The organism is Nocardioides sp. Z30_9 (assembly GCF_058215735.1).
Map to the genome: position 1 here is coordinate 979,753 of NZ_JBZAJF010000001.1, position 18,723 is coordinate 998,475.

The following is an 18,723-nucleotide window of genomic DNA, read 5'->3' on the forward strand; positions in this document are numbered from 1 at the left end:
CCTCCTTCTACTCCTGGTTGTGATCGCCCTCCCCGCTGCGCTCGTCGCCATCGGCGCCACCCCGTGGGACACAAACCTCGACGACCTGGGAACCCTGCTGAGCAATCCCGACGACGGCACGCTCGCGCTTGTCATTTTCGCCGTCGTTGCCTGGGTCGCCTGGGCGGTCATCGCCGTGTCCGTCGTCCTCGAGGCCGTGGCTCAGCTATGGGGACTCGCCGCTCCGGCGATCCCTGGCCTTGCAGTCCCCCAGCGCGCCGCAGGCCACCTCGTCGCCGCAGCTGCGCTGCTCTTCGTCGCAGCACCGACCATCGCTCCGGCGTTTCCTGCACCGCCCGCCCACGCCGCGCTGGCTCCGCCCGTCCCGGACGCACCACCGCTGCAGGTCGCGCCGATCGCGCCCGTCCTCCCCTCGGCACCTTCGCCCGTCCCCGCAGCGGCACCCACAGAACGCCCTCTGGCCACCGACGACTACACGGTCAAACGAGGCGACAGCCTGTGGAAGATCGCCGATCAGCTCCTCGGCGACGGCGCACGTTACAAGGAGATCGTCGAGCTCAACCGCGAGGTACTCAAGGGGCGCCCGGACTTCATCCTGGCTGGGACCGTCCTCAAAGTTCCACAAGAAGTTGCCTTCATGGACGAGGACGGGCGGCCAGCTGAGGAGTACGCCGTGAGGCCGGGCGACACTCTTTCCGGCGTTGCCAAAGCCGAGCTGGGCGACCCGACCCGCTACCGCGAGATCTTCACCGCATCTCGCTCGACGGCCCAGCCGGACGGCGCGCGCCTGGTCGATCCGGACCTCATCCGGCCCGGCTGGAAGCTCACCATCCCGAGCACACATTCCGTCGACAACGACCCGGCCGAGCCCAAAGAGGCCGACAAGCCACCCCGTGCCGCCGGGCCCCCCGACGAACCAACCCTCACGCCGCCCCCATCGGAACCCGCTACCTCGGTCGCCCCTCCCTCCGTAGGCCCTGCCGAGAGCGCGGAAAGCGCCCCGGACGAGTCAATGCCGGGCTGGCTCATGCCGGGTCTCAGCGGCGCCGGCGCCGTCCTTGCCGGCGCCGTTCTGCTCGCCGTGCGAGCGCATCGTCGCACCCAACTCCGCTACAGACGACCTGGGCAGATCATCGCCCCGCCACCTCCTGAGCTGGTCAACGCGGAGAAGACCACGCTCGTGACAGGAGCTCCCCTCGTTGACCACATCGAGCAACTCGACCGTGTGCTCCGCCACCTCGCCGGGACACTGCTGGACAAGGGGCAATCGCTTCCCCTGCTGGCGAGAGCCACCCTCGAGCGCGGAACTCTCACGCTCCACCTCGCAGAAGCAGCCGAGCTCTTGTCTCCGTGGGAGGGCGAGGGACGGGTGTGGACAACGCGGCTTGAGGACTCGGCCCCGGACCCAAACGAGCTCCCGCCATACCCCCTGCTCGTGACGATTGGGCAGCACGACACCAACCGGCTGCACCTCCTCAACCTCGAGCACTTCCGCTCGATCACGCTCATGGGCGAGCCCGAGAAGGCAACGGCACTCGCTCGCCACATCGCGGCTGAACTCGCCCTCAACCCGTGGTCCACCCTCGTTGAGGTCGACGCCGTCGGTGTAGGTGAGGAACTGGCCGATCTGGACCCGGTGCGACTTCGACACCACGCACCAAACACATCAGCTCTCGAGCAACTCCTGGGAGACCTACGCCGTGCGGGGCAAGCAGGCCACGGGGACCCCGACCCTTTCCGGGTCGCGATCGTCATCTCAGCCGACGAGGCAGCCCAACTCACCGACGTCCTCATGTCATCGGGCTCTCGTATTGGTGCAGCAGTCGTCGCCCTCAGCGCATCGCCCGTCCCTGGCTCGACCGTGATCGACTTGACCAACGACGGGCACCTCCGCGTAGCCGACCTCAACCTCGATCTGGTGGCCGCTGGGCTAACAAGCGCCGAGGCAAGCGCCACCGCGGCCATCGTCGACCTCACCCGCGAGAGCCCCACCGTCGACATGCCGAGCTTCACCCAGGCCGCCGATGGATGGCGATCCCTCACCGATCAAGCCGGAGCGCTTCGCGAGGAACTGACCCGCATCCGCGCAGATGGGCCGGCAGGAGAAGACTCGCTGCTCCCGAAATCAGCGGATGAATACACGGGGGTGGCAGCTGCGACCAGCGAGGATGTCCAGACCCTGGCACCGGTCGTCCCCAAACAGATCCGCCGAACCGTCGAGGACGCCGATCCGATGCTGGACGACGACGTGGCCACATGGTTCAGCGAGGGGTGCCCGCTCCCCCGCTTGACCCTGCTCGGCCCGGTCACAGCCGGCGCGCACGGCACGCCCGTGCCAGCCGTCGCGAAGCGCAAGCCCTACTTCGTGGAGCTGCTTGCGTTCATCTCTCTGCAGCCCGAAGGCAGGACCGGCAACGCGGTCGCGGCCGCCTTCTCAATCGGCCCCTCCCGCGCCCGCACAGACCTCGGACACCTGCGAGCCTGGCTTGGAACCAACCCGCGGAGCGGGCGCCTGCACCTGCCACCGGCAGCGGCCTCGCGCACCTACGAGCAGACCGGCGTGAAGACCTACCAAGTCGAGGACGTACTCGTCGACGTCGACCTCTTCCGCCGCCTCCGCGCACGCGGCGAGGCACGAGGAGCGCAAGGCATCAGCTATCTGATCACGGCTCTCCAATTGGTCGGCGGGCTGCCCTTTGACAAGCTGCGAGAACGAGGCTGGAGCTGGCTGCTCGACGAAGACCGCCTCCACGAGACGATCGGTAACGCCATCGTCGACACAGCCCACATCGTGGTGACCGACGCGCTGGCCAAGGGCGATCTGGCGACGGCCCGCAACGCAGCGGAGATCGCGTGCCGTGCCGCGCCGTACGACGACATCTGCCGCCTCGACCTCGTCAAGGTGGCAGCCGCCGAGGGCCACGACGGCGAGGCGGCCCACCTGCTGACCGAAGACATTTTCAACCGAACTGACGACGGTTTGCCGCCGATCGACCTCCCCGAGAGGACGGACGAAATCGTAGTGAAGCAGGGGTGGAGCAAGCCCCGTCGCACCGGGCGTCCGTGAGGGCCCTTGGGCGGCTTCGGCACCAAACGGAGCCGTCCCGACATCGACGCGACACAACTCCCTTTGGTCCGCGACGATGGTCGCAGCCCATCAACATCCCGCTGGTGCAACTCAAAGGACGGCAAGGCGTGAGCGCAATCTCGTGGTCCACAACAGACCCAGACACGATCGAGCGGATCATCGCCGTCGGGCTGTGCCGACGCCACAAGCGAGCCCGGCGCATTAAGCCGTCCCAGGGCGACGGCGGTCTCGACGTACTCGTCCCGGTAGCTGGAGGAACCCAGCTACAGGTCGAGGACTACCAGGTCAAGAAGTTCGCCGACGAGATCGACGACTCACGAAAGCGCCAGATCAAGGACTCCCTCGAACGCGCAATCAGGACGCACAACGAGCAAACGTTCGGCTACGAGATCGCCAAGTGGCACCTGGCCCTGCCGATGGATCTCACGCGCGAGCAGGAGAAGTGGCTCTTTGACCTTGCCGGCGAGCTCGACTGCCCGTTCCCCGTCGAGGTGTTCGGACTGACCGAGGTCGAGGCGCTACTCCTCGATTCCCCCGACATTCGCGAGTACTACGTCGGGGACGGTATGGACCGGCTCCGAGACCTGTTCGCACAGATGAGTAACCTCAACGGGCTCACCGATCTGCGGAACCTGGCATCAGATCCGCTGGCCATCACCCCAGCCGACGTCTCGCGCGCACTCGTCGACCTCCACAGCAACCTGACCACGGCCGACCCGCACTTTGACTACGACTTCGAGGTCACCCGGGAGCATCCCGTGCTGACCTCAGTCCTCGGACGGATCGCCACTGTCGTGGGACGAGAGAACGCCGACGACCCGTACATCACGTGGCACGTCAGCACCAAGTACGACACTGCCCTCGAGGACCGCAGCATCCCGGGGGGCTACACCGTCTACCCCGACCGGATGACGCCTGAGCAACGCGTCGCATGGGAGCGGTGGCACATGTACGGCACACCAGTCGAGTTACACGGCGACGTCGTCGGCAACGTCCACGTCGACCTTCCCGGTGGCCTCGGCGGGTCACTGCCCGAAGGAGACCAGGTGCTGCGGATCGGCCCTGCCCTCGGCGATCTCGAGAGCGAACCCGTCGGCCAGGCACTGTGGGTCCTCGAGAACGAGGAGGGGACGTCGCTCGCGGAGCGGCTCTTCAAGTTCCGGCTCAAGGGCCGCGGGGTCGGAGGCGGAGAACACCGCCACGGTGTCGACGCCGACGGATACCTCTCCGCTGACCTCTACGCGCGGCCCGGCGAGGCCGCCGACCGCAATTTGCAGATTCAGCTCCACCTCGACATCGAGCGCTGGGTCAGCGCACCGGTGCAACGTGTAGGCCCTGCCATACGTTTCGCAGCGGCCTGGACGCAAGGCAACCTGCTTCGCCCTCAAGACGAGTTCAGCCTCAATATCAGCACCGAGGCGTTCCCGCTACGAGGCAAATCTCCCATTCCAATGGCGGTGGTCGAGGCCGTCGACGATCTCATCCGCATCAGCACCGCGACCAGACGCCCGATCGGGCTTCCCGCCAACATCATCGCACTGACCCAGCACAGGGGCGAGGCGCTCCGCCTCATCGCCGACACCGTCTCCGGTCTGGAACCACTGGTGGGCATCCCCGAACTGTTCGTCTTCCATGGGGACCACGAGGCAGCAGTTCAGGACCTCGCCGCCCACGCTGAGAACGGAACGCTGGTCGTCCCGTGGGAGATCCCGTTCGACCTGATCGGTGACGACTTCGTGTTCACCTTCGGTCTGGAGGTCATCGGGCCGATCGGGCTCGAGCCCGCGGAGCCAAGTCCGACGGCCACGGAGCGGGGTCTGAAGGCAGTCAGACTCATCCCGACCGAGACCACCCGCGGTCGGTTGCGTTGGACACCGAACCAGACGGTGGCCAACGGGTAGAGGGCGATGCCCGGTCGCCTGCGCGGTTGTCGGGTCCCCCGGCGGTGAGCCGAGAGATGAGCGGCCTCTTCCACCTTCGGCGAGGGCTGGGAATGGTCGCATTCGTCGGGGCGGGGATTGGGCGCCTCGGGGCTCACGTTCACACGCAGGCACCGCCACGGCGAAGGTGTCGGACTCTCCGCATGGGCGGACGCATCGACCTGTCCCAGAGGCGGTGGAAAGACGCAACAAGGTCGGAGTTGGGATGACCGCTTCAGCCACTACTCGTAGCGTGGGCCTCATGTCTACGACTCAGGAATCAGAACAGTCCTTGGTTGGCTGGTGCCACGCTTGCGGGACCGTCCAGCTGCAGGCTGAAATGCCTCAGGAAGCGTTCGAGTACACCGATGGTCCGGAGCCCTGCTGCGTTGAGTGCCTTGACGAGCCCTGGGGGATCGGCGTCTGGAACAAAGGAGCTCATGAGTTGGAGTGCCCATGGGTTGTGGCTGCGCGGAATCGTGTAGTCGAGTGGACGCCTGCCTACACGTGCGTCTGCGACGTGTGAGGGCGAGCAAGAGCGGCGCAATGACGCGCCCCGACGGCGCCGGGACGACATCGATTGTGAATGACGTCAATGCCCAGCATCAAGGTAGTTCCTAACGAGGGCGTCCGCCGGGCCGACGACTCCGTCAACGGCGGTCGACGCCGTCCAAACGCAACTGGGTGGAGGCATCGGAGTGGGTGGTGCCGCTGTTGACGTGCTTGTCACTGATCGTCGCCCCATTCTTGAGAACGCCAAACAGCGCCATCGCATGTCCCCGGCCGACGTCGTAGTCGTCCTTGAGCCACGCCGCGAAATCGCTCGCCTTGCTCTGCGGAGTGAACCCGCGCGCAGCGGCCTCCCTCAACAGCTCCTCGGGGGTCTTGCTGGTCTTCTTCTCGATAGCGTCGAGGTAAGCCTGGTAACTCATCGTGATTCCCTTTATTCGTGTGCCTTAGTTGTGTGCCATTGATGCTAGTCAAGCTGGCGCGGCACCGCTTCTCCAAACCGCTGCCGCCCCGTAGCCCAGTGGAAGCTCGCAGGTCGGCAGCGTCGAGTCCACTCGCTCTTGAACGTCGACCGGTTCATCAGATCCGCACACAGCCACCACACTTTTGGCCTCCAGGCCGTGGGGCGCTCGCGGCGCACTGACGCACGTTCTGGCGAGCGCGTCGACTTGGGCGCGGAGCGTTGCTGCTATCCCGCGTCGATTATTTGGCCGTTGCGGGGCAGGTGGTCACCGAAGGTGATGGGCCTCGCAGAGGCGTTCGCCACGTCCATTTGGTCCATGGCCTGAATGTGAACATGGGGTTCGGTGGTGTTGCCTGAGTTGCCGCAGCGCCCCAGGGTCTCGCCCACCCGAACGCTTTGACCACGTTGCACCTGGACGCTGCCGCGTTGCAGGTGGCACACCGCAACCACCGGGCCTTCGCGCGTTTCGATCATCACGTGGTTGCCGGCCAGCTCCACCCAACCCGCTGCCATCCTGCGGCGCTGAGTGATGGCATAACCCACGGACGGCAGGCCACGGAACGCCCTGTGATCGGGCGCCGTGTCATGCACGCGGACGACCACGCCCTGGACGGGCGCGAGGATGGGGCGCCCGAAGCCCGGAAACCGCTCTGCTGGCTCCGGGCGCAGAAGCGACTCCAGCGTGATTGGTGCCGTTCGCCCAGCCTCGCTGACCGGGACGAAGTCGATCGCGAAGGCCGTAGCCAACAGGGTGGTGCCATGACTGGGCACTCGATTCGCGGGGCTGTTCTGGGTCAGCCAGCGGCCCTCGAACGGGTATGCCAGGTCGACTGTCAGCAACTCTCGGCCCCCCAACTCTCCTCCATGACGACCCATTCTGCTCCTGCCGGGTACGACGCAGGTGGTCTGGAGTAGTAGTCGACTCGCGGTGGATGACGCATCCGCCGATCGGGTGGAACCCCCGACGATCCTCGCGAGCGACGGCCAGGCTCGATGGCTGGCGCGCGACATCAAGTCAGCGCGATGGGCCGCCCCGGTACCCCGGGACCGTGACACCGGGCGCGCTTGGTCGTCATGCCTCGAGAAGCAGTGGGCACGCGTCAGAGGCGAAGCACGATCACCCTTAGCCCTCAGGGGCCCGCGCGGTTCCGAACCACATGTCCGCTGCCGCTTGTAAGCCGTCATCGGGCGGATCAAGCAGCACACGGAAGAACTTCCAGGAGTACCCGTACGGGTCCTCGACCTCCACGTAACGCTCGCCCCAGGGAGCAGATTCAGGTCCCGCCGTGATCACGCATCCTGCGACCTCGCAGCGTCGGGCCATCTCATCGACGTCAGCCACCTCGACGCCGATGACGACGCCGAGACCCCGAGGGCCGGCCTTGGTGAGCCGCTCGCGCTCAGTTTCGGGGAACGGGATCCCCTCCAACGCGTCGACGAGCAGCTGCAACGGTCCCCGTCGCAGGATCGCCATCAGCACGAGACCGCTTGGATCCGGGACTGTCCCTGCCTGAACGAAGCCAAGCTCTTCGTACAAGGCTGCAGCGCCGGACACATCATGGACCCTTAGCGCCACGCGCACCGGAGGTTCGTCGCTCACCCACCGACCGTAGCGTGGTCGTCGTGACGCACGGTTGGTCTTCGACCGCTTGCGCTGGTGCGGCCAGTGTCCTCGTTGAACGGCAGCCAGGCGCAAACGAGAGCTCGAGGACGTGGATCAACAAGAGCGGCGAGGTCACCGTCCGCTGCGCAAATCCACGCCAGGCAGAGACCAGGAAGCACCTCCGCCATGCCGGGCGCCGCACGGTTGAACGACCCACACGGCGCACCACTACGCCTCGGCGTGGGCTCAGTAGTCGAAGACGTCTCCACAGCCGCGGATGTCCGTTTCGACGCGCACCGGGATGTACTCGAAGGTCTTGTCAACGATGTCTGCGACCCCACTCCCGCGGGCTTCCTCGGAGAGCGCGTGGAGGAGCGGAATCAGAAACTGAACATCACGCGCGGCGTACGCCTTCTGAGCCTCAGTCAGGTCGGTCCGCAGCCAGTCGGACTGTTGCTCGCCCTTGTCGATGTCCACTCCGAGGTACCGCGCCAATGCGGGCTTGAGGCTGTGCTCAGCCTTGTCCACGTCAGGGCGGACGACCTTCGAGAGGATCTTGGTGCAGGCCACGTTCCGGGCGACAACCTTCCACTGGAAACTCATGAACCGCAGGTCGAACGGTGCGTGGTGGAACACCTTGGTCACCTGACTCGATCCCAGAAGATCCCGAAGACGATCAGGCACGTGACCGTTGATTTGGACGATGAGAGTGCCGGCGCTCACGGCGTGCAGTTGGCAGGTGCCAATGCGGTCGAGCCTCCAGTCAAGCCCGCTGGTCTCGATGTCCCAGGCGACCAGCCCGTCCTTGCGGACAGCGCGCTCGAAATAATCCGGCACATCCCCAGCGACAATATCTACGGCGTAGTTGTTCACGGTGTCGCCCCTTCGACGAGAAGGTCCTGCTGCGCCACTTCGACGCTCTGCTCCCTGATCGCGGCCAGGTCCGCCACGAAGAATTCGTGGAACGTGCCGTCGTTGAACACCATCACCGGAATCTTCCCGCGTTCCCGACGGTTGGCGTACATCGAGATGATGACCTTCGAGTCGAACCTATAGCAGGTGTAGGTCGGGTCCCCGTCGCGGTAGTAGATCCGGATGTCTGCAGCCGCGCCCTTGGCCAACTTCGCCATCTCACGGGCGGTGTCGAGGATCTCTTCTCGCTCCTTCTCGGGCTGGCTTGAGTACCTCATGGCCAGGATGTTGAGCGTGGCGTCGTGATCCGGGTTCGGCAGATAGAGCTTCAGCTTCCGACTGCTGTCCGTCGCGAATGTCTGAAGCTCGGTCCAGTTGTTGGTGCGCCAGCTACGGCCGCGCGATATGAATATCTCGACCTCCTTACCAGAGCGCAGGAGGTCAGCCCACGGGACGTCCATCCACTCCATGGTTGCTCGGTTGAACCCCGCCGTTGTGAGGTCGGACGAAATCTTCACCTTCTCCAGGATTTCGTCCAACATGTCCCGACGACCACGGAGGTCCCAGAGCACCCCCAAGCCGCCGGTCGTCACCAATAGTCCGCCCAGCTGGTTGAGAGTCGCCTCTCGCACCGGTCGGGAATCGAACCAGTCAGCGTTCGATCCCCACAGACAGACGATGCCTGCGACGGCGACCAGCAGAGCCCATCCGGCAGTCTTGTAGGTGACCAGCTTCTCGATAAGCGATGGCTCGCTAGCCATGGTCAGCCCGTCATCCGTAACATGCCCGCCACCCTAGGGCCGAGAACCGACAACGCACTGGCCCCGAGGGGACCACAGCCTGGCGTGTCGGACCATCGCGCAGGCATAGCCCCGCCGAAACGACCGCACACGGCAAGGCTCGAAGGGGCGCCTTGGGCTCGATCGCCGTCGCGATGAGTGCCCGTCCGATGACCCGCGTCATTCTGGGTGTAATGGGCGCAGCCAAGCTTGCGTCCATGGACGAGGCCGACACCGCGATCGCAGCCCTGCTAGGGGAGCCGCTAGGTCCACCTCTACTGCACTGAGCGAGTAGGCGAGTCGCTCGCCGTCGCGATTTGCCTATCGCGGTTTGCGGGGCCTTGCAGACTTTCGAACTTTGGACGGGCGGCGTTGACCTGCGAGAACGCCCCCCGAGCCCTGCGCCCGGCCAAGGGCGGGCGCTCCAAGGACGGGCGTTTCTTGGTGCGCATGCTGCGGACAGTTGTGGCTATGGAGCACTCGCACTCACAGCAGGCCTCGGCAGATCGATGGAGTCCGCGGCTGCTGGATGACCTCACGACCGCACCGGATCTGTTCACTGCCGCCGGCTATCTCGTCCAAGGCGACATCCCCGTCTTCCCCTGCAGCCCGGCGGGCAAGCGGCCCCTCACGATCCACGGATTCAAGGAAGCCAGCACCAATCCCAAGGTCATCCGGACGTGGTGGAAGCGCTGGCCTGATGCCAACATCGGCGTCCCCACAGGCACGGCCTCAGGCGTCGACGTCGTCGATGTGGATCTTCACTCGACCGGGACCGGGTTCCCCGCCTTCGAGCAGGCCCGCCATGCCGGATTCGTCGATCGCTGGGCATGGCTCGTCGGAACGCCGTCCGGCGGCGTACACGCCTATTTCCTGCGAGATGCTGCTCCAGAGCAGCGCTCCTGGCAGGTCCCCAAAAGGCACATCGACTTCCGCGGCGATGGAGGTTACATCATCGTCCCGCCATCCCGGGTCGCCAATGACGACGGGGTAAGCCGGCCCTACCGGGAGATCGCGACCGCTGAGCATCACCAGCCCGGGCCCGTGGACGCCGTCGGACTGCGGAGGTTTCTCGATCCTTCTCACCCCCTGCGTCGACCAGCGGACGTTCCTGCAATCGGGTCTCGTCTGGACAAGCTCGCCGCGTGGGTTGCCGGTCGACCCGAGGGCGGGCGGAACGGGGGGCTGTATTGGGCGGCGTGCCGGATGGCGGAGGCGGGGCACGACTTCGGACTGGCCTCCTCGCTGCTCGGGGAAGCCGCCCACGCGGCCGGGCTCCCCGAGCGCGAAGCATTGACGACCATCCGGTCGGCGTACCGGATCTCTGCGCGGCCCGGACTGGTGGACCCGCCACGCCCTACGAACACGATTGAGGCGGTGGGACTGTGAACACGCCCGAGCCCTACGAGCGCGACCTCGACCGCGCCCTTCCCGAGACGTCGGCGGCGCCCGAGGCGGACAAGGCCATTGACTCTCTCGCGGTTCACCGTGACCCCTCGCTTCCCGAGACGACTGCCCACCTGGCTCCCGAGCACACGCGTCCGACGGTCGCCTGGGTCCGCCCGAGCGAACTGCCGACCCTGGTTGGTGTCCCGTGGATCCGCCGCGGCATCGACCTCCAGACCGAACTGACCCGCCGAGCACGACACACGCCCAGGACCGCCGCCACGAAGGCAGCACGGCGGATCTCGCGCACAGCAATCGCGCGCCCCGAGTCGGCATCACCGTCCGCTCCCCTGATCGAGGGGTTGGGAAGATGAGCACCCCTCCCCCATTCACCACGCCCGAGGGCTTGCGTCTACTACTCGTCCGCCTGCACTACTCCGGGCCGCGAGCATGGGAGAACGATTCGGAGGCCTCCGAGCTGGCTACGTTCGCCATGGAGAAGTACGGCGCGCTCGCTCACAAGCATGGACTCGAACCATCGGACGCAGCTGTGGCGGCCTTCGATGTCATGCGGACCCGGGCGGCCCGTGTTGCGCAGGACCCGTGGGCGGTCGTCACCCGTGCCGTGCAACTCAGCCTGATCTACGAGGCACGCGCCCAGGGTTTGCTCTGCTCACCCCACCAGGCCCGCCGAGCGGGACTGGCTCGGTGCCACGACGCGGAGCGATTCAGCGACCGGGAGACCGAGCTGGCCGACTATCACCCGTCGCTGCAGGTGCAGGACGACCTAGAGCAGATCGATCCCTCCAAGCCGCTCGACGAGGAGGATCCGACCAACGCCTACGTGGCGCTCGACGCCGCGGTTGCCTTGTTCGTGGAGCTTGGCTGGCCCGAGCGCGCCGCTCGGATCGGGCTGGAGTACATCTGCTCGAGGATCATCGGGAGTGGCGACCGGGTCGCCGCTTACGAGTCACTTCGGCGAGACCAGCACGCCAGAGCTCTGCTGGAGCTCGACCAGGAGTCCTGGCTTGACGTACTGCGTGCTGTGCTGGGCAACCCCAATCCCGATTACGTTGCCACGGCTGCTGGCCGTGGAGTTCTCCTGCGACTGCTCATCGGGCATCAAGTCGATGAGTTGGTCGGCGACGTCGATGTGGCCGACGCGATCGAGAAGGCGGCCTCCACCGCAGCTGGAGGCAGCCATGTCTGACAGTGGCCACATCGAACTGGAGCGTCAGGTCGATTCGCTCCGCATCGGCGTGCGCCATCGGACCGAACTGGGCGATCTGAAGCCCTTGATGGACTCCATCCAGCGACTGGGCCTGCTGCAACCGGTCACGATCGCCCCGGACGGCGTTCTCATCTGCGGACGGCGCCGACTCGAGGCCGTAAAGAGGTTGGGGTGGAACAGCCTGCGTGTCTGGGTGCGGACGGGCCTCTCGGACGACCTCAACCAGCTCCTCGCTCAGCAGGACGAGAACGTCACGCACAAGCCGCTCACCCCGCTGGAGGCGGCCGCTCTGTTCAGGGAGATGAAGGGGCTCCTCCAGGAAGATGCCGCCCGGCGTCAGCAGGCGACCCAGTTCGGGGGTAATATCGACATACGCGCAGGTCAGCCCGGTGGTGCTGAATCAGCACCACCGCAGCCGACTCCCGGGAAGACCCGGGTCCAGGCCGCGCGCTTGATCACCCAACGGGACTCTCACCAGCTGCTCGAACGGATCTCGGAGATCGAACGGGTAGCGGCAGACGCCAGCCAGTCGACCTACCTCCGCCACGTCGCCGAAGAGGAGCTGAAGGCCATCCGCAACGGAGGCGGTGTCGACCCGAGCTATCAGCGTCTCAGAGCAGCGGTGAGGATCGCGAAGCTGAGCACCCCACCAGCGGTCGGCGAGGACGTCGTTGCTCAGGCAGTCGAGACGCTCGCCCGGGCGAAGGATGACCACACTCGTCGGGTCAAGGAGAACCGGGCCAAGCGGGCTGCGGCTGCCGCCAACGCGAAACGTTCGGTGCGCTCCTTCGCCTTGATGTGGGCTGAGTTGGATGGATGGTCGAAGCATTACGACGCCGGTGCGATCGCCCGAGAGGTCAAGCCCGATGACTGGGCGCTCTTCTTGCGGGTTCTCGACGAGACCCAGGCCTTCGCTGAATCGGTCGGCCTTGCCCGGGAGCAGGCACACACCTAAGTCGCGTCAGCTTCCGACCAACAGGAAATACCCATGCGCTACGCCACCGCTTCTACGGCCGGCACTCGCTGGCGCCGCGTGGTCGTTGCCGTCGGATCAGCACTTCTGATCCTCGGAGGCGTGGCCTCGTACGCGCTGATAGAGGGCGGGCGTGACGTCGGCCGGTCTGGCTCTGCGACTGGACCGATCTCAGACCGGATCAAGACCGATTCCGAGGTGCTCGTGCCGGATCGATCGGCCCCTCTCCCCCTCTCTGTGCCCGAGTCCGACCCGGAGGCGTTTGTACGACGCGTGGCGCAGGCGCTCTTCGCCTGGGACACCGGCGCCATGATCGCGCCAACCGAGCTCATCGAACGACTGGTGGCAGTCGCCGACCCGACCGGAGAGTCGTCGGCCGGTCTTGTGGGTGACGTCGCGAACTACCTTCCGAGCAGGGAGGCGTGGGCAGAGCTGCGCCACTACGAGACCCGGCAGCGGATCGAGATCACGTCCACAGAGGCCCCCAGGCTCTGGCGCACCGCACTCCAACAGGCGGGCCCGGATGGGCTGCTGCCAGGCACCACGGCCTACACGGTCCACGGTGTTCGGCACCGTTCGGGCGTCTGGGAGGGTCAACCAGTCAGCACCGCACACGACGTGACCTTCACGGTCTTCATCGTGTGTGCACCGTCGTACCCCGAGTGCCACCTGCTCCGGTTGTCGGGACTCGACGAACCACTGGACTGACCCCGCCAATGCGCAAGGCAATCGTCCTCGGAGTGGTGCTCCTCGCCTTCGGCCCAGCAAGCTGCCTGCTCGCCTTGGGCGTGCTGCTGAACCCGGCCGCACAGGCATCGTGTCTCCCGCATGGTTCTGCCGACCTCGCAGTCGGCACCGTCCCAGACGAGCTCGTAGCGACCACGAGCGACGGAGTCCATGTTCGACTCGACCGGCGTCAGCTGACTCATGCGGCCACGATCGTTCGCAGTGGCGGCGACACCGACGGCGTGGGCCGCGAAGGAGTCAGCGTCGCTTTGATGGCCGCCCTGACGGAGTCCACCCTGAGGCAGCTCGCCAACACCAGCACCTTGCCAGGCTCAGCGTCGCTCCCCCACGACGGCGACGGCGCCGACCACGACAGTCTTGGGCTGTTCCAGATGCGGCCGAGCGCCGGTTGGGGAAGCGTCGGACAGCTGATGGATCCCACCTACCAGGCCCGGGCATTCTTCGGCGGCCCTTCGGGACCCAACCACGGTTCGCCGCGCGGACTCTTGGACATCCCCGGTTGGCGTTCCCTCCCGAAGGGCGCGGCGGCCCAAGCGGTGGAGGTGTCGGCCCACCCCGACCGCTACACCCGATGGGAACCAGTGGCGTCCGCGATCATCGGCGCTCTCACGCGCGCGGCCACCGAGACGTCGCGGGTGCCGGAGACCTCTCGAGTCACCTTCCCACTGCCTGCCAGCACTCGGGTCAAGACGAGCGGGTTTGGCATGCGCGTCCACCCGATCACCGGAGTCCGCAAGCTGCATACCGGAGTCGACTTCGCAGCCCCGAGCGGCACACACATCCTGGCCGCGGCAGATGGACGCGTCGCCTTCGCCGGACCTTCTTCCGGCTACGGGATCCTGATCCTGATCGAACACACCATCAATGGCCAACGGCTGACCTCCGGATATGCGCACATGCACGCCGAGGGCATGCGCGTCCGCGCCGGTGAAACCGTCACCGCCGGTCAGTACATCGCCGACGTGGGCATGGCGGGATACACCACCGGCCCCCACCTCCACTTCGAGATCCGTCCTGGCGGAGCCGACGCTTCCCCTGTCGACCCCGAGCCATGGCTCGGTTCGCACGGCGCGGCCGATCCCGGCGGCGAAGCTCCCGCCACCCCTGGTTGCCACGACGAGGTAGCCGCTGGTCCAGCAGCGTCGTACGCCGGGAGCCAGCCCAGTTACCTGGTCGACGACCCCACCACGGGCGGAAAGATCACCGAGCGCACCGCCCACGTTCTCTCCCGCCTCCGGGCGAGTTTCCGGTCAACAGCGTGGTCATGTTGGTCACCACGGGTAGGCACCAAGTCGGAACACCCCCTCGGTCGAGCGTGCGACGGCACCTTCGGCAACTCCATCGGCACTGCCGCGGCTGGGGACTCACTTGACCTGGGGTGGAAGGTCACCAACTGGCTCAAGGCGAACGCCCGGGCCCTCGGCGTCGAGTACCTGATCTGGCAGGGGCGCATTTGGTCGGTTGCCCGCAGCTCCGAGGGATGGCGCCCGTACGGCGGCGGCGGGATGCACGACCCCGACAACGTCACCGGGGGCCACTACGACCACCTGCACGTCACGGTCGCCGAGTAGCACCTGAGTCCCATGGACCCCGTCCCCACCCTCCTTCCTGTGGTCGGCCCCGACTTCGGCGCCGTCGGCGGCTCAAACCAGCTCCGTCAGATCGTCGGGGCTCTGCTCACCTACGGGCTCATCGTGGCCGTGCTCATGGTCGTGGTGTGCGCCGCGACCTGGGCCATCGCCTCCTCAAGTGGGAGTTGGCATGCCGCCAGCAAGGCCAAGACCGGGCTGGTCGCCGCGCTCTGCGGAGCGGTGCTGACCGGAGGTGCACTCGCCTGGGCGAACTGGCTGCTCGACGTCGGCGGGTCGCTGTAGCCACGGCCGCCGGCTTCGAGACACCTAGCGAACCACGAAGGACGAGTCCAGGGATTCGGTGAGCACCTGAGCCATAGGAACCCCATTCACTCAGGAGTAGCCGTGATCCAGCGTGGCGTACCGCATCCGTTCGTCCACCTGCTGCCGCAGGACATCAGCATCGACCCGAACTCCGACGGTCTGCCCGGGATCGGTCAGCTCCGCAGCATCGTCGGCGCCTCCATGACGGTAGGCCTCATTCTCGCCGTGCTCGCCCTGATCATCTCCGCGGTCGTGTGGGCGCTCGGTGCCAACTCGTCCAACCCGCATCTGGCGGGTCGGGGGAAGTTGGGTGTTCTGGTCGGGCTCGGTGCGGCGATTGTCACCGGCGCCTCGGTGGCGCTGGTCAACTTCTTCTGGAACGTCGGTCAGAGCGTCTGAGGACAACGTCCGACAGAGGAAGGTCCCCGATGGGCGACGTGTGCGATGTTCCGGTCATCTCCAGTGTCTGCGACACGGCCGGCGAGGCTGCTGGCAGCTTGGTCACCGCTCCGTTCGACTGGCTCGCGGAGGCGATGGGCAACGCGGCGGCATGGATGTTCGAGTCCGTGTGGACCGTGTTCGACTCGACCACGATGGTCGACGTCACCGGCCCCCAGTACACGAAGGTCTACAACATCCTCTTCGGTGTCGCCGCCTTCGTCATGCTCGGCTTCTTCCTGCTGCAGGTGATGGGAGGCATGGTCCGACGAGAGCCAGCGGCGTTGTCCCGAGCGGCCCTGGGACTGGCGAAGTCGATCCTCGGCTCCTTCGTCGCCTTGGCCCTGCTGGCGACTGCCCTGGAGGTCACCGACCAGCTGTGCATCGGCATCGTGCACGCCGCTGGGACCAACATGGATCAGATGGGCGACCGGATCGCCTTGCTTGCCGCCGGGATCGGTGGCCTCAACATCGCCGCACCGGGTGCGGGCGCGATCGTCACCATCTTCATCGCCGGCTTGGCGATCGGTGCCGCCGTGATCGTCTGGATCAGCTTGCTCATCCGCAAGGCGCTTCTGTTGGTGGCGATCGTGTTCGCTCCCGTGGCGCTGGCCGGGGCGAGCTGGGACCAGACCCGCGGTTGGGTGGGCAAGTGGGCACAGTTCGTGATCGCGCTGATCCTCTCCAAGGTCGTCCTGGTCGTGATGTTCCTTCTTGCCACGGCACAGGTCTCCGCGCCCATCGACAGCGATCTCCAGTCGGTCAGTGATCCGATCGCCGGTGTGGTGCTGATGCTGATGGCTGGGTTCGCGCCGTACCTGACCTACAAGGCGATCAGCTTCATGGGCTTCGACATGTACCACGCGATGTCAGCCGAGCAGGAGGCCAAGTCCGCGCTGAACCGTCCGTTGCCGATCCCGATGAGTCCACGGTCCGGCTCTGAGCCAAGCAAGGTTCTCGACGGTACCGGAGGCTCAGGGTCTGGCGGCGCCCCTCCCCCGGTCACTGCCCCTTCGGGGACGGGCGGAGGCGCCACGCCAGTGGCTTCCAGCGCGGGCGCTTCGGCGGGTGGGGGCGGCGGCGCCGCTGGTGCAGGCGGAGCCGTGGCCGCGGGTGCGCTGCTCGCCAAGGAGGCCGCCGATGCCGGCGTTCGCACCGGCCGCACCGTGGGCGCTGAAGCGTCACAGCAGAGCGATGCCGCCAACCATGCTCCGGCTGCGTCGGACACCCCGATGCCGCCGCATGTGGCCGACTCCGTTCCGGCTTCGAGCAACGGAAGGGGCTGACCATGGTGAGCGCCCAGGCGGGCGGTTCGCGCGACCACGAGCTGTCGGCGGTGAAGTTCTCCCGGCTCGCCCAGCGCGGGGTGCTCCTGGGTCTGGCCGGCTCGCAACTGGTGGTGGTCGGGACCGGCGCCATCGCGCTCGTCTTCGCGCTGTACTTCGGCGGTGGCATGTCGTTGGTGTACGTCGCGCCGCTGCTCCTGGTCAGCGCGGCACTGGCCTGGGTGAGCGTGGGCGGCAGGAAACTCGTCGCGTGGTTCCCGATCGTCGGGCACTGGATCTGGCGCGCAACTGGAGGTCAGCTCATGTTCCGTCGCCGGATCGTGAAACCTCGTCCCGCGGGCACCCTGTCCTTGCCTGGTGACGCCGCACGATTGCGGCAGTGGCTCGACCCCGAGAGCGGCGCGGTCATGGTGCACGACCCGCACCAGGCCACGCTGACCGCGATCGTGGGCGTCACGCACCCTGCATTCGTCCTGCTCGACCCCATCGAACAGCAGCGCCGCGTCTCGAGCTGGGGTCGCGTGCTCGCTACCGCCTGCCGCTCGGGTCGCATCGCCTCGGTGCAGGTGATGGAAAGAACGCTGCCCGACTCGGGCAAGGGGCTCGCTGAGTGGTGGTCACAGCATGGGCGGCACAACGGGTCGTGGACGTCGGTGACCTATGGCGAGCTGATCGACCGGGCTGGGCCCGCCGGCGAGCGTCACACCAGCACGGTCTCCATCGCGCTCGACATGAAGGCAGCGGGACGGGCGATCCGTGCAGCTGGTGGTGGCAACCGTGGTGCCGCCGCCGTACTGCGACAGGAGATGTCGACAATGACGGCAGCGTTACGGGCCGCCGACCTCGCGCCGTCGGGCTGGTTGGAACCCGGAGACCTTGCCGTCATCCTTCGATCGGCCTACGACCCCGTGGTGGCAGGTGCCCTGGAGCGGCACGGCGAGCTCGGCCGTGATCTCGCGACCGCCGGACCCGTCGCAGTGAGTGAGAACTGGTCCAGTGTGCGCAGCGACTCGGCGCACCACTGCGTGCTGTGGGTCAGCGAGTGGCCGCGCTCCCTCGTCTACCCCGGGTTCCTCGCGCCCGTCCTGCTCAGCTCCGGGGTACGCCGTACCTTCACCCTGCTCTACACGCCGATGCGCACTGACCAGGCCGCGCGCGACATCCGCCGAAAGAAGACCGAGTACATCTCCGATGCCGCCCAGCGCCAGCGCATCGGTCAGATCGAGGACGCCCAGCAGAGTGCCGAGTACAGCGACGTGCTTCAGCAGGAGGCGGACCTCACCGCCGGCCACGGCATCCTGCGCACCACCGGACTGATCGCTGTCAGCGCCCAGGACCCCGAGGAGCTCGAGCGAGCCGTCGCCGAGATCGAGCAAGCCGCTATCCAGGCCTCGTGCGAGACCCGGCGCCTGTGGGGGCAGCAGGCCCAAGCGTTCTCCGCCGCCGCACTGCCTCTGTGCCGGACAGTCTGAGCAGCGACGACGGTCGCCCAC

Annotated in this window: 17 protein-coding genes; 12 read left to right on the forward strand and 5 right to left on the reverse strand. The window is 66.7% G+C overall.

Annotated elements, in window-relative coordinates:
* Positions 1-19: 19 nt before the first annotated feature.
* Both AC4BGB_RS04875 and AC4BGB_RS04880 read left to right on the forward strand, forming a co-directional pair.
* The gene (locus tag AC4BGB_RS04875) at positions 20-3,067 is read left to right on the forward strand and encodes a LysM peptidoglycan-binding domain-containing protein (protein ID WP_490545230.1); all 3,048 of its coding nucleotides are present in this window, start codon (positions 20-22) and stop codon (positions 3,065-3,067) included.
* A 128-nt stretch (positions 3,068-3,195) separates the two neighbouring features.
* Positions 3,196-4,989 carry a hypothetical protein gene (locus tag AC4BGB_RS04880; protein WP_490545232.1) on the forward strand — a complete coding sequence of 598 codons (1,794 nt, stop codon included), beginning with the start codon at positions 3,196-3,198 and terminating at the stop codon, positions 4,987-4,989.
* A 668-nt stretch (positions 4,990-5,657) separates the two neighbouring features.
* Here AC4BGB_RS04880 and AC4BGB_RS04885 read toward each other — a convergent pair.
* The 5 genes from AC4BGB_RS04885 to AC4BGB_RS04905 all read right to left on the reverse strand — a co-directional run bounded on the left by AC4BGB_RS04885 (position 5,658) and on the right by AC4BGB_RS04905 (position 9,256).
* On the reverse strand, positions 5,658-5,939 hold the full coding sequence (locus AC4BGB_RS04885; RefSeq protein WP_490545234.1) for a DUF4287 domain-containing protein: 282 nt from the start codon (positions 5,937-5,939) through the stop codon (positions 5,658-5,660).
* 266 nt (positions 5,940-6,205) lie between these two features.
* Positions 6,206-6,820, reverse strand: coding sequence for a M23 family metallopeptidase (locus tag AC4BGB_RS04890; RefSeq protein ID WP_490545236.1), 615 nt, complete (start codon positions 6,818-6,820; stop codon positions 6,206-6,208).
* A 283-nt stretch (positions 6,821-7,103) separates the two neighbouring features.
* The gene (locus tag AC4BGB_RS04895) at positions 7,104-7,580 is read right to left on the reverse strand and encodes a VOC family protein (protein WP_490545237.1); all 477 of its coding nucleotides are present in this window, start codon (positions 7,578-7,580) and stop codon (positions 7,104-7,106) included.
* 249 nt (positions 7,581-7,829) lie between these two features.
* A complete protein-coding gene (locus AC4BGB_RS04900) occupies positions 7,830-8,456 on the reverse strand; it encodes a 3'-5' exonuclease family protein (protein WP_490545239.1) in 627 nt (208 codons plus the stop codon).
* The gene (locus tag AC4BGB_RS04905; RefSeq protein WP_490545241.1) at positions 8,453-9,256 is read right to left on the reverse strand and encodes a hypothetical protein; all 804 of its coding nucleotides are present in this window, start codon (positions 9,254-9,256) and stop codon (positions 8,453-8,455) included. The genes AC4BGB_RS04900 and AC4BGB_RS04905 overlap by 4 nt, the downstream gene beginning before the upstream one ends.
* 489 nt (positions 9,257-9,745) lie before the next feature.
* On the opposite strand from AC4BGB_RS04905, the gene AC4BGB_RS04910 reads away from it, so the two are divergent.
* The 10 genes from AC4BGB_RS04910 (at position 9,746) to AC4BGB_RS04955 (ending at position 18,702) form a co-directional block, all read left to right on the forward strand.
* Positions 9,746-10,663: a bifunctional DNA primase/polymerase gene (locus tag AC4BGB_RS04910; protein WP_490545243.1), complete on the forward strand. Its 918-nt coding sequence runs from the start codon at positions 9,746-9,748 to the stop codon at positions 10,661-10,663.
* Positions 10,660-11,034 carry a hypothetical protein gene (locus AC4BGB_RS04915; RefSeq protein WP_490545245.1) on the forward strand — a complete coding sequence of 125 codons (375 nt, stop codon included), beginning with the start codon at positions 10,660-10,662 and terminating at the stop codon, positions 11,032-11,034. Before AC4BGB_RS04910 ends, AC4BGB_RS04915 begins: the two co-directional genes overlap by 4 nt.
* Entirely contained in the window at positions 11,031-11,870 is an 840-nt protein-coding gene (locus tag AC4BGB_RS04920; protein WP_490545247.1) for a serine/arginine repetitive matrix protein 2, read from the forward strand. Before AC4BGB_RS04915 ends, AC4BGB_RS04920 begins: the two co-directional genes overlap by 4 nt.
* Entirely contained in the window at positions 11,863-12,846 is a 984-nt protein-coding gene (locus AC4BGB_RS04925) for a ParB N-terminal domain-containing protein (protein WP_490545249.1), read from the forward strand. The genes AC4BGB_RS04920 and AC4BGB_RS04925 overlap by 8 nt, the downstream gene beginning before the upstream one ends.
* Before the next feature lie 33 nt (positions 12,847-12,879).
* A complete protein-coding gene (locus AC4BGB_RS04930; protein WP_490545250.1) occupies positions 12,880-13,572 on the forward strand; it encodes a hypothetical protein in 693 nt (230 codons plus the stop codon).
* Positions 13,573-13,580: 8 nt separating this feature from the next.
* On the forward strand, positions 13,581-15,182 hold the full coding sequence (locus tag AC4BGB_RS04935) for a M23 family metallopeptidase (RefSeq protein ID WP_490545252.1): 1,602 nt from the start codon (positions 13,581-13,583) through the stop codon (positions 15,180-15,182).
* Between the two features lie 39 nt (positions 15,183-15,221).
* Complete coding sequence (locus AC4BGB_RS04940) at positions 15,222-15,485, forward strand: DUF6112 family protein (protein WP_490545254.1); 264 nt, start codon at positions 15,222-15,224, stop codon at positions 15,483-15,485.
* Positions 15,486-15,587: 102 nt separating this feature from the next.
* Positions 15,588-15,905, forward strand: a complete 318-nt coding sequence (locus AC4BGB_RS04945; RefSeq protein ID WP_490545256.1) for a DUF6112 family protein — start codon at positions 15,588-15,590, stop codon at positions 15,903-15,905.
* A 29-nt stretch (positions 15,906-15,934) separates the two neighbouring features.
* Entirely contained in the window at positions 15,935-17,230 is a 1,296-nt protein-coding gene (locus AC4BGB_RS04950) for a TrbL/VirB6 family protein (protein WP_490545258.1), read from the forward strand.
* Between the two features lie 2 nt (positions 17,231-17,232).
* Positions 17,233-18,702, forward strand: coding sequence for an SCO6880 family protein (locus AC4BGB_RS04955; protein WP_490545260.1), 1,470 nt, complete (start codon positions 17,233-17,235; stop codon positions 18,700-18,702).
* Positions 18,703-18,723: the final 21 nt, after the last annotated feature.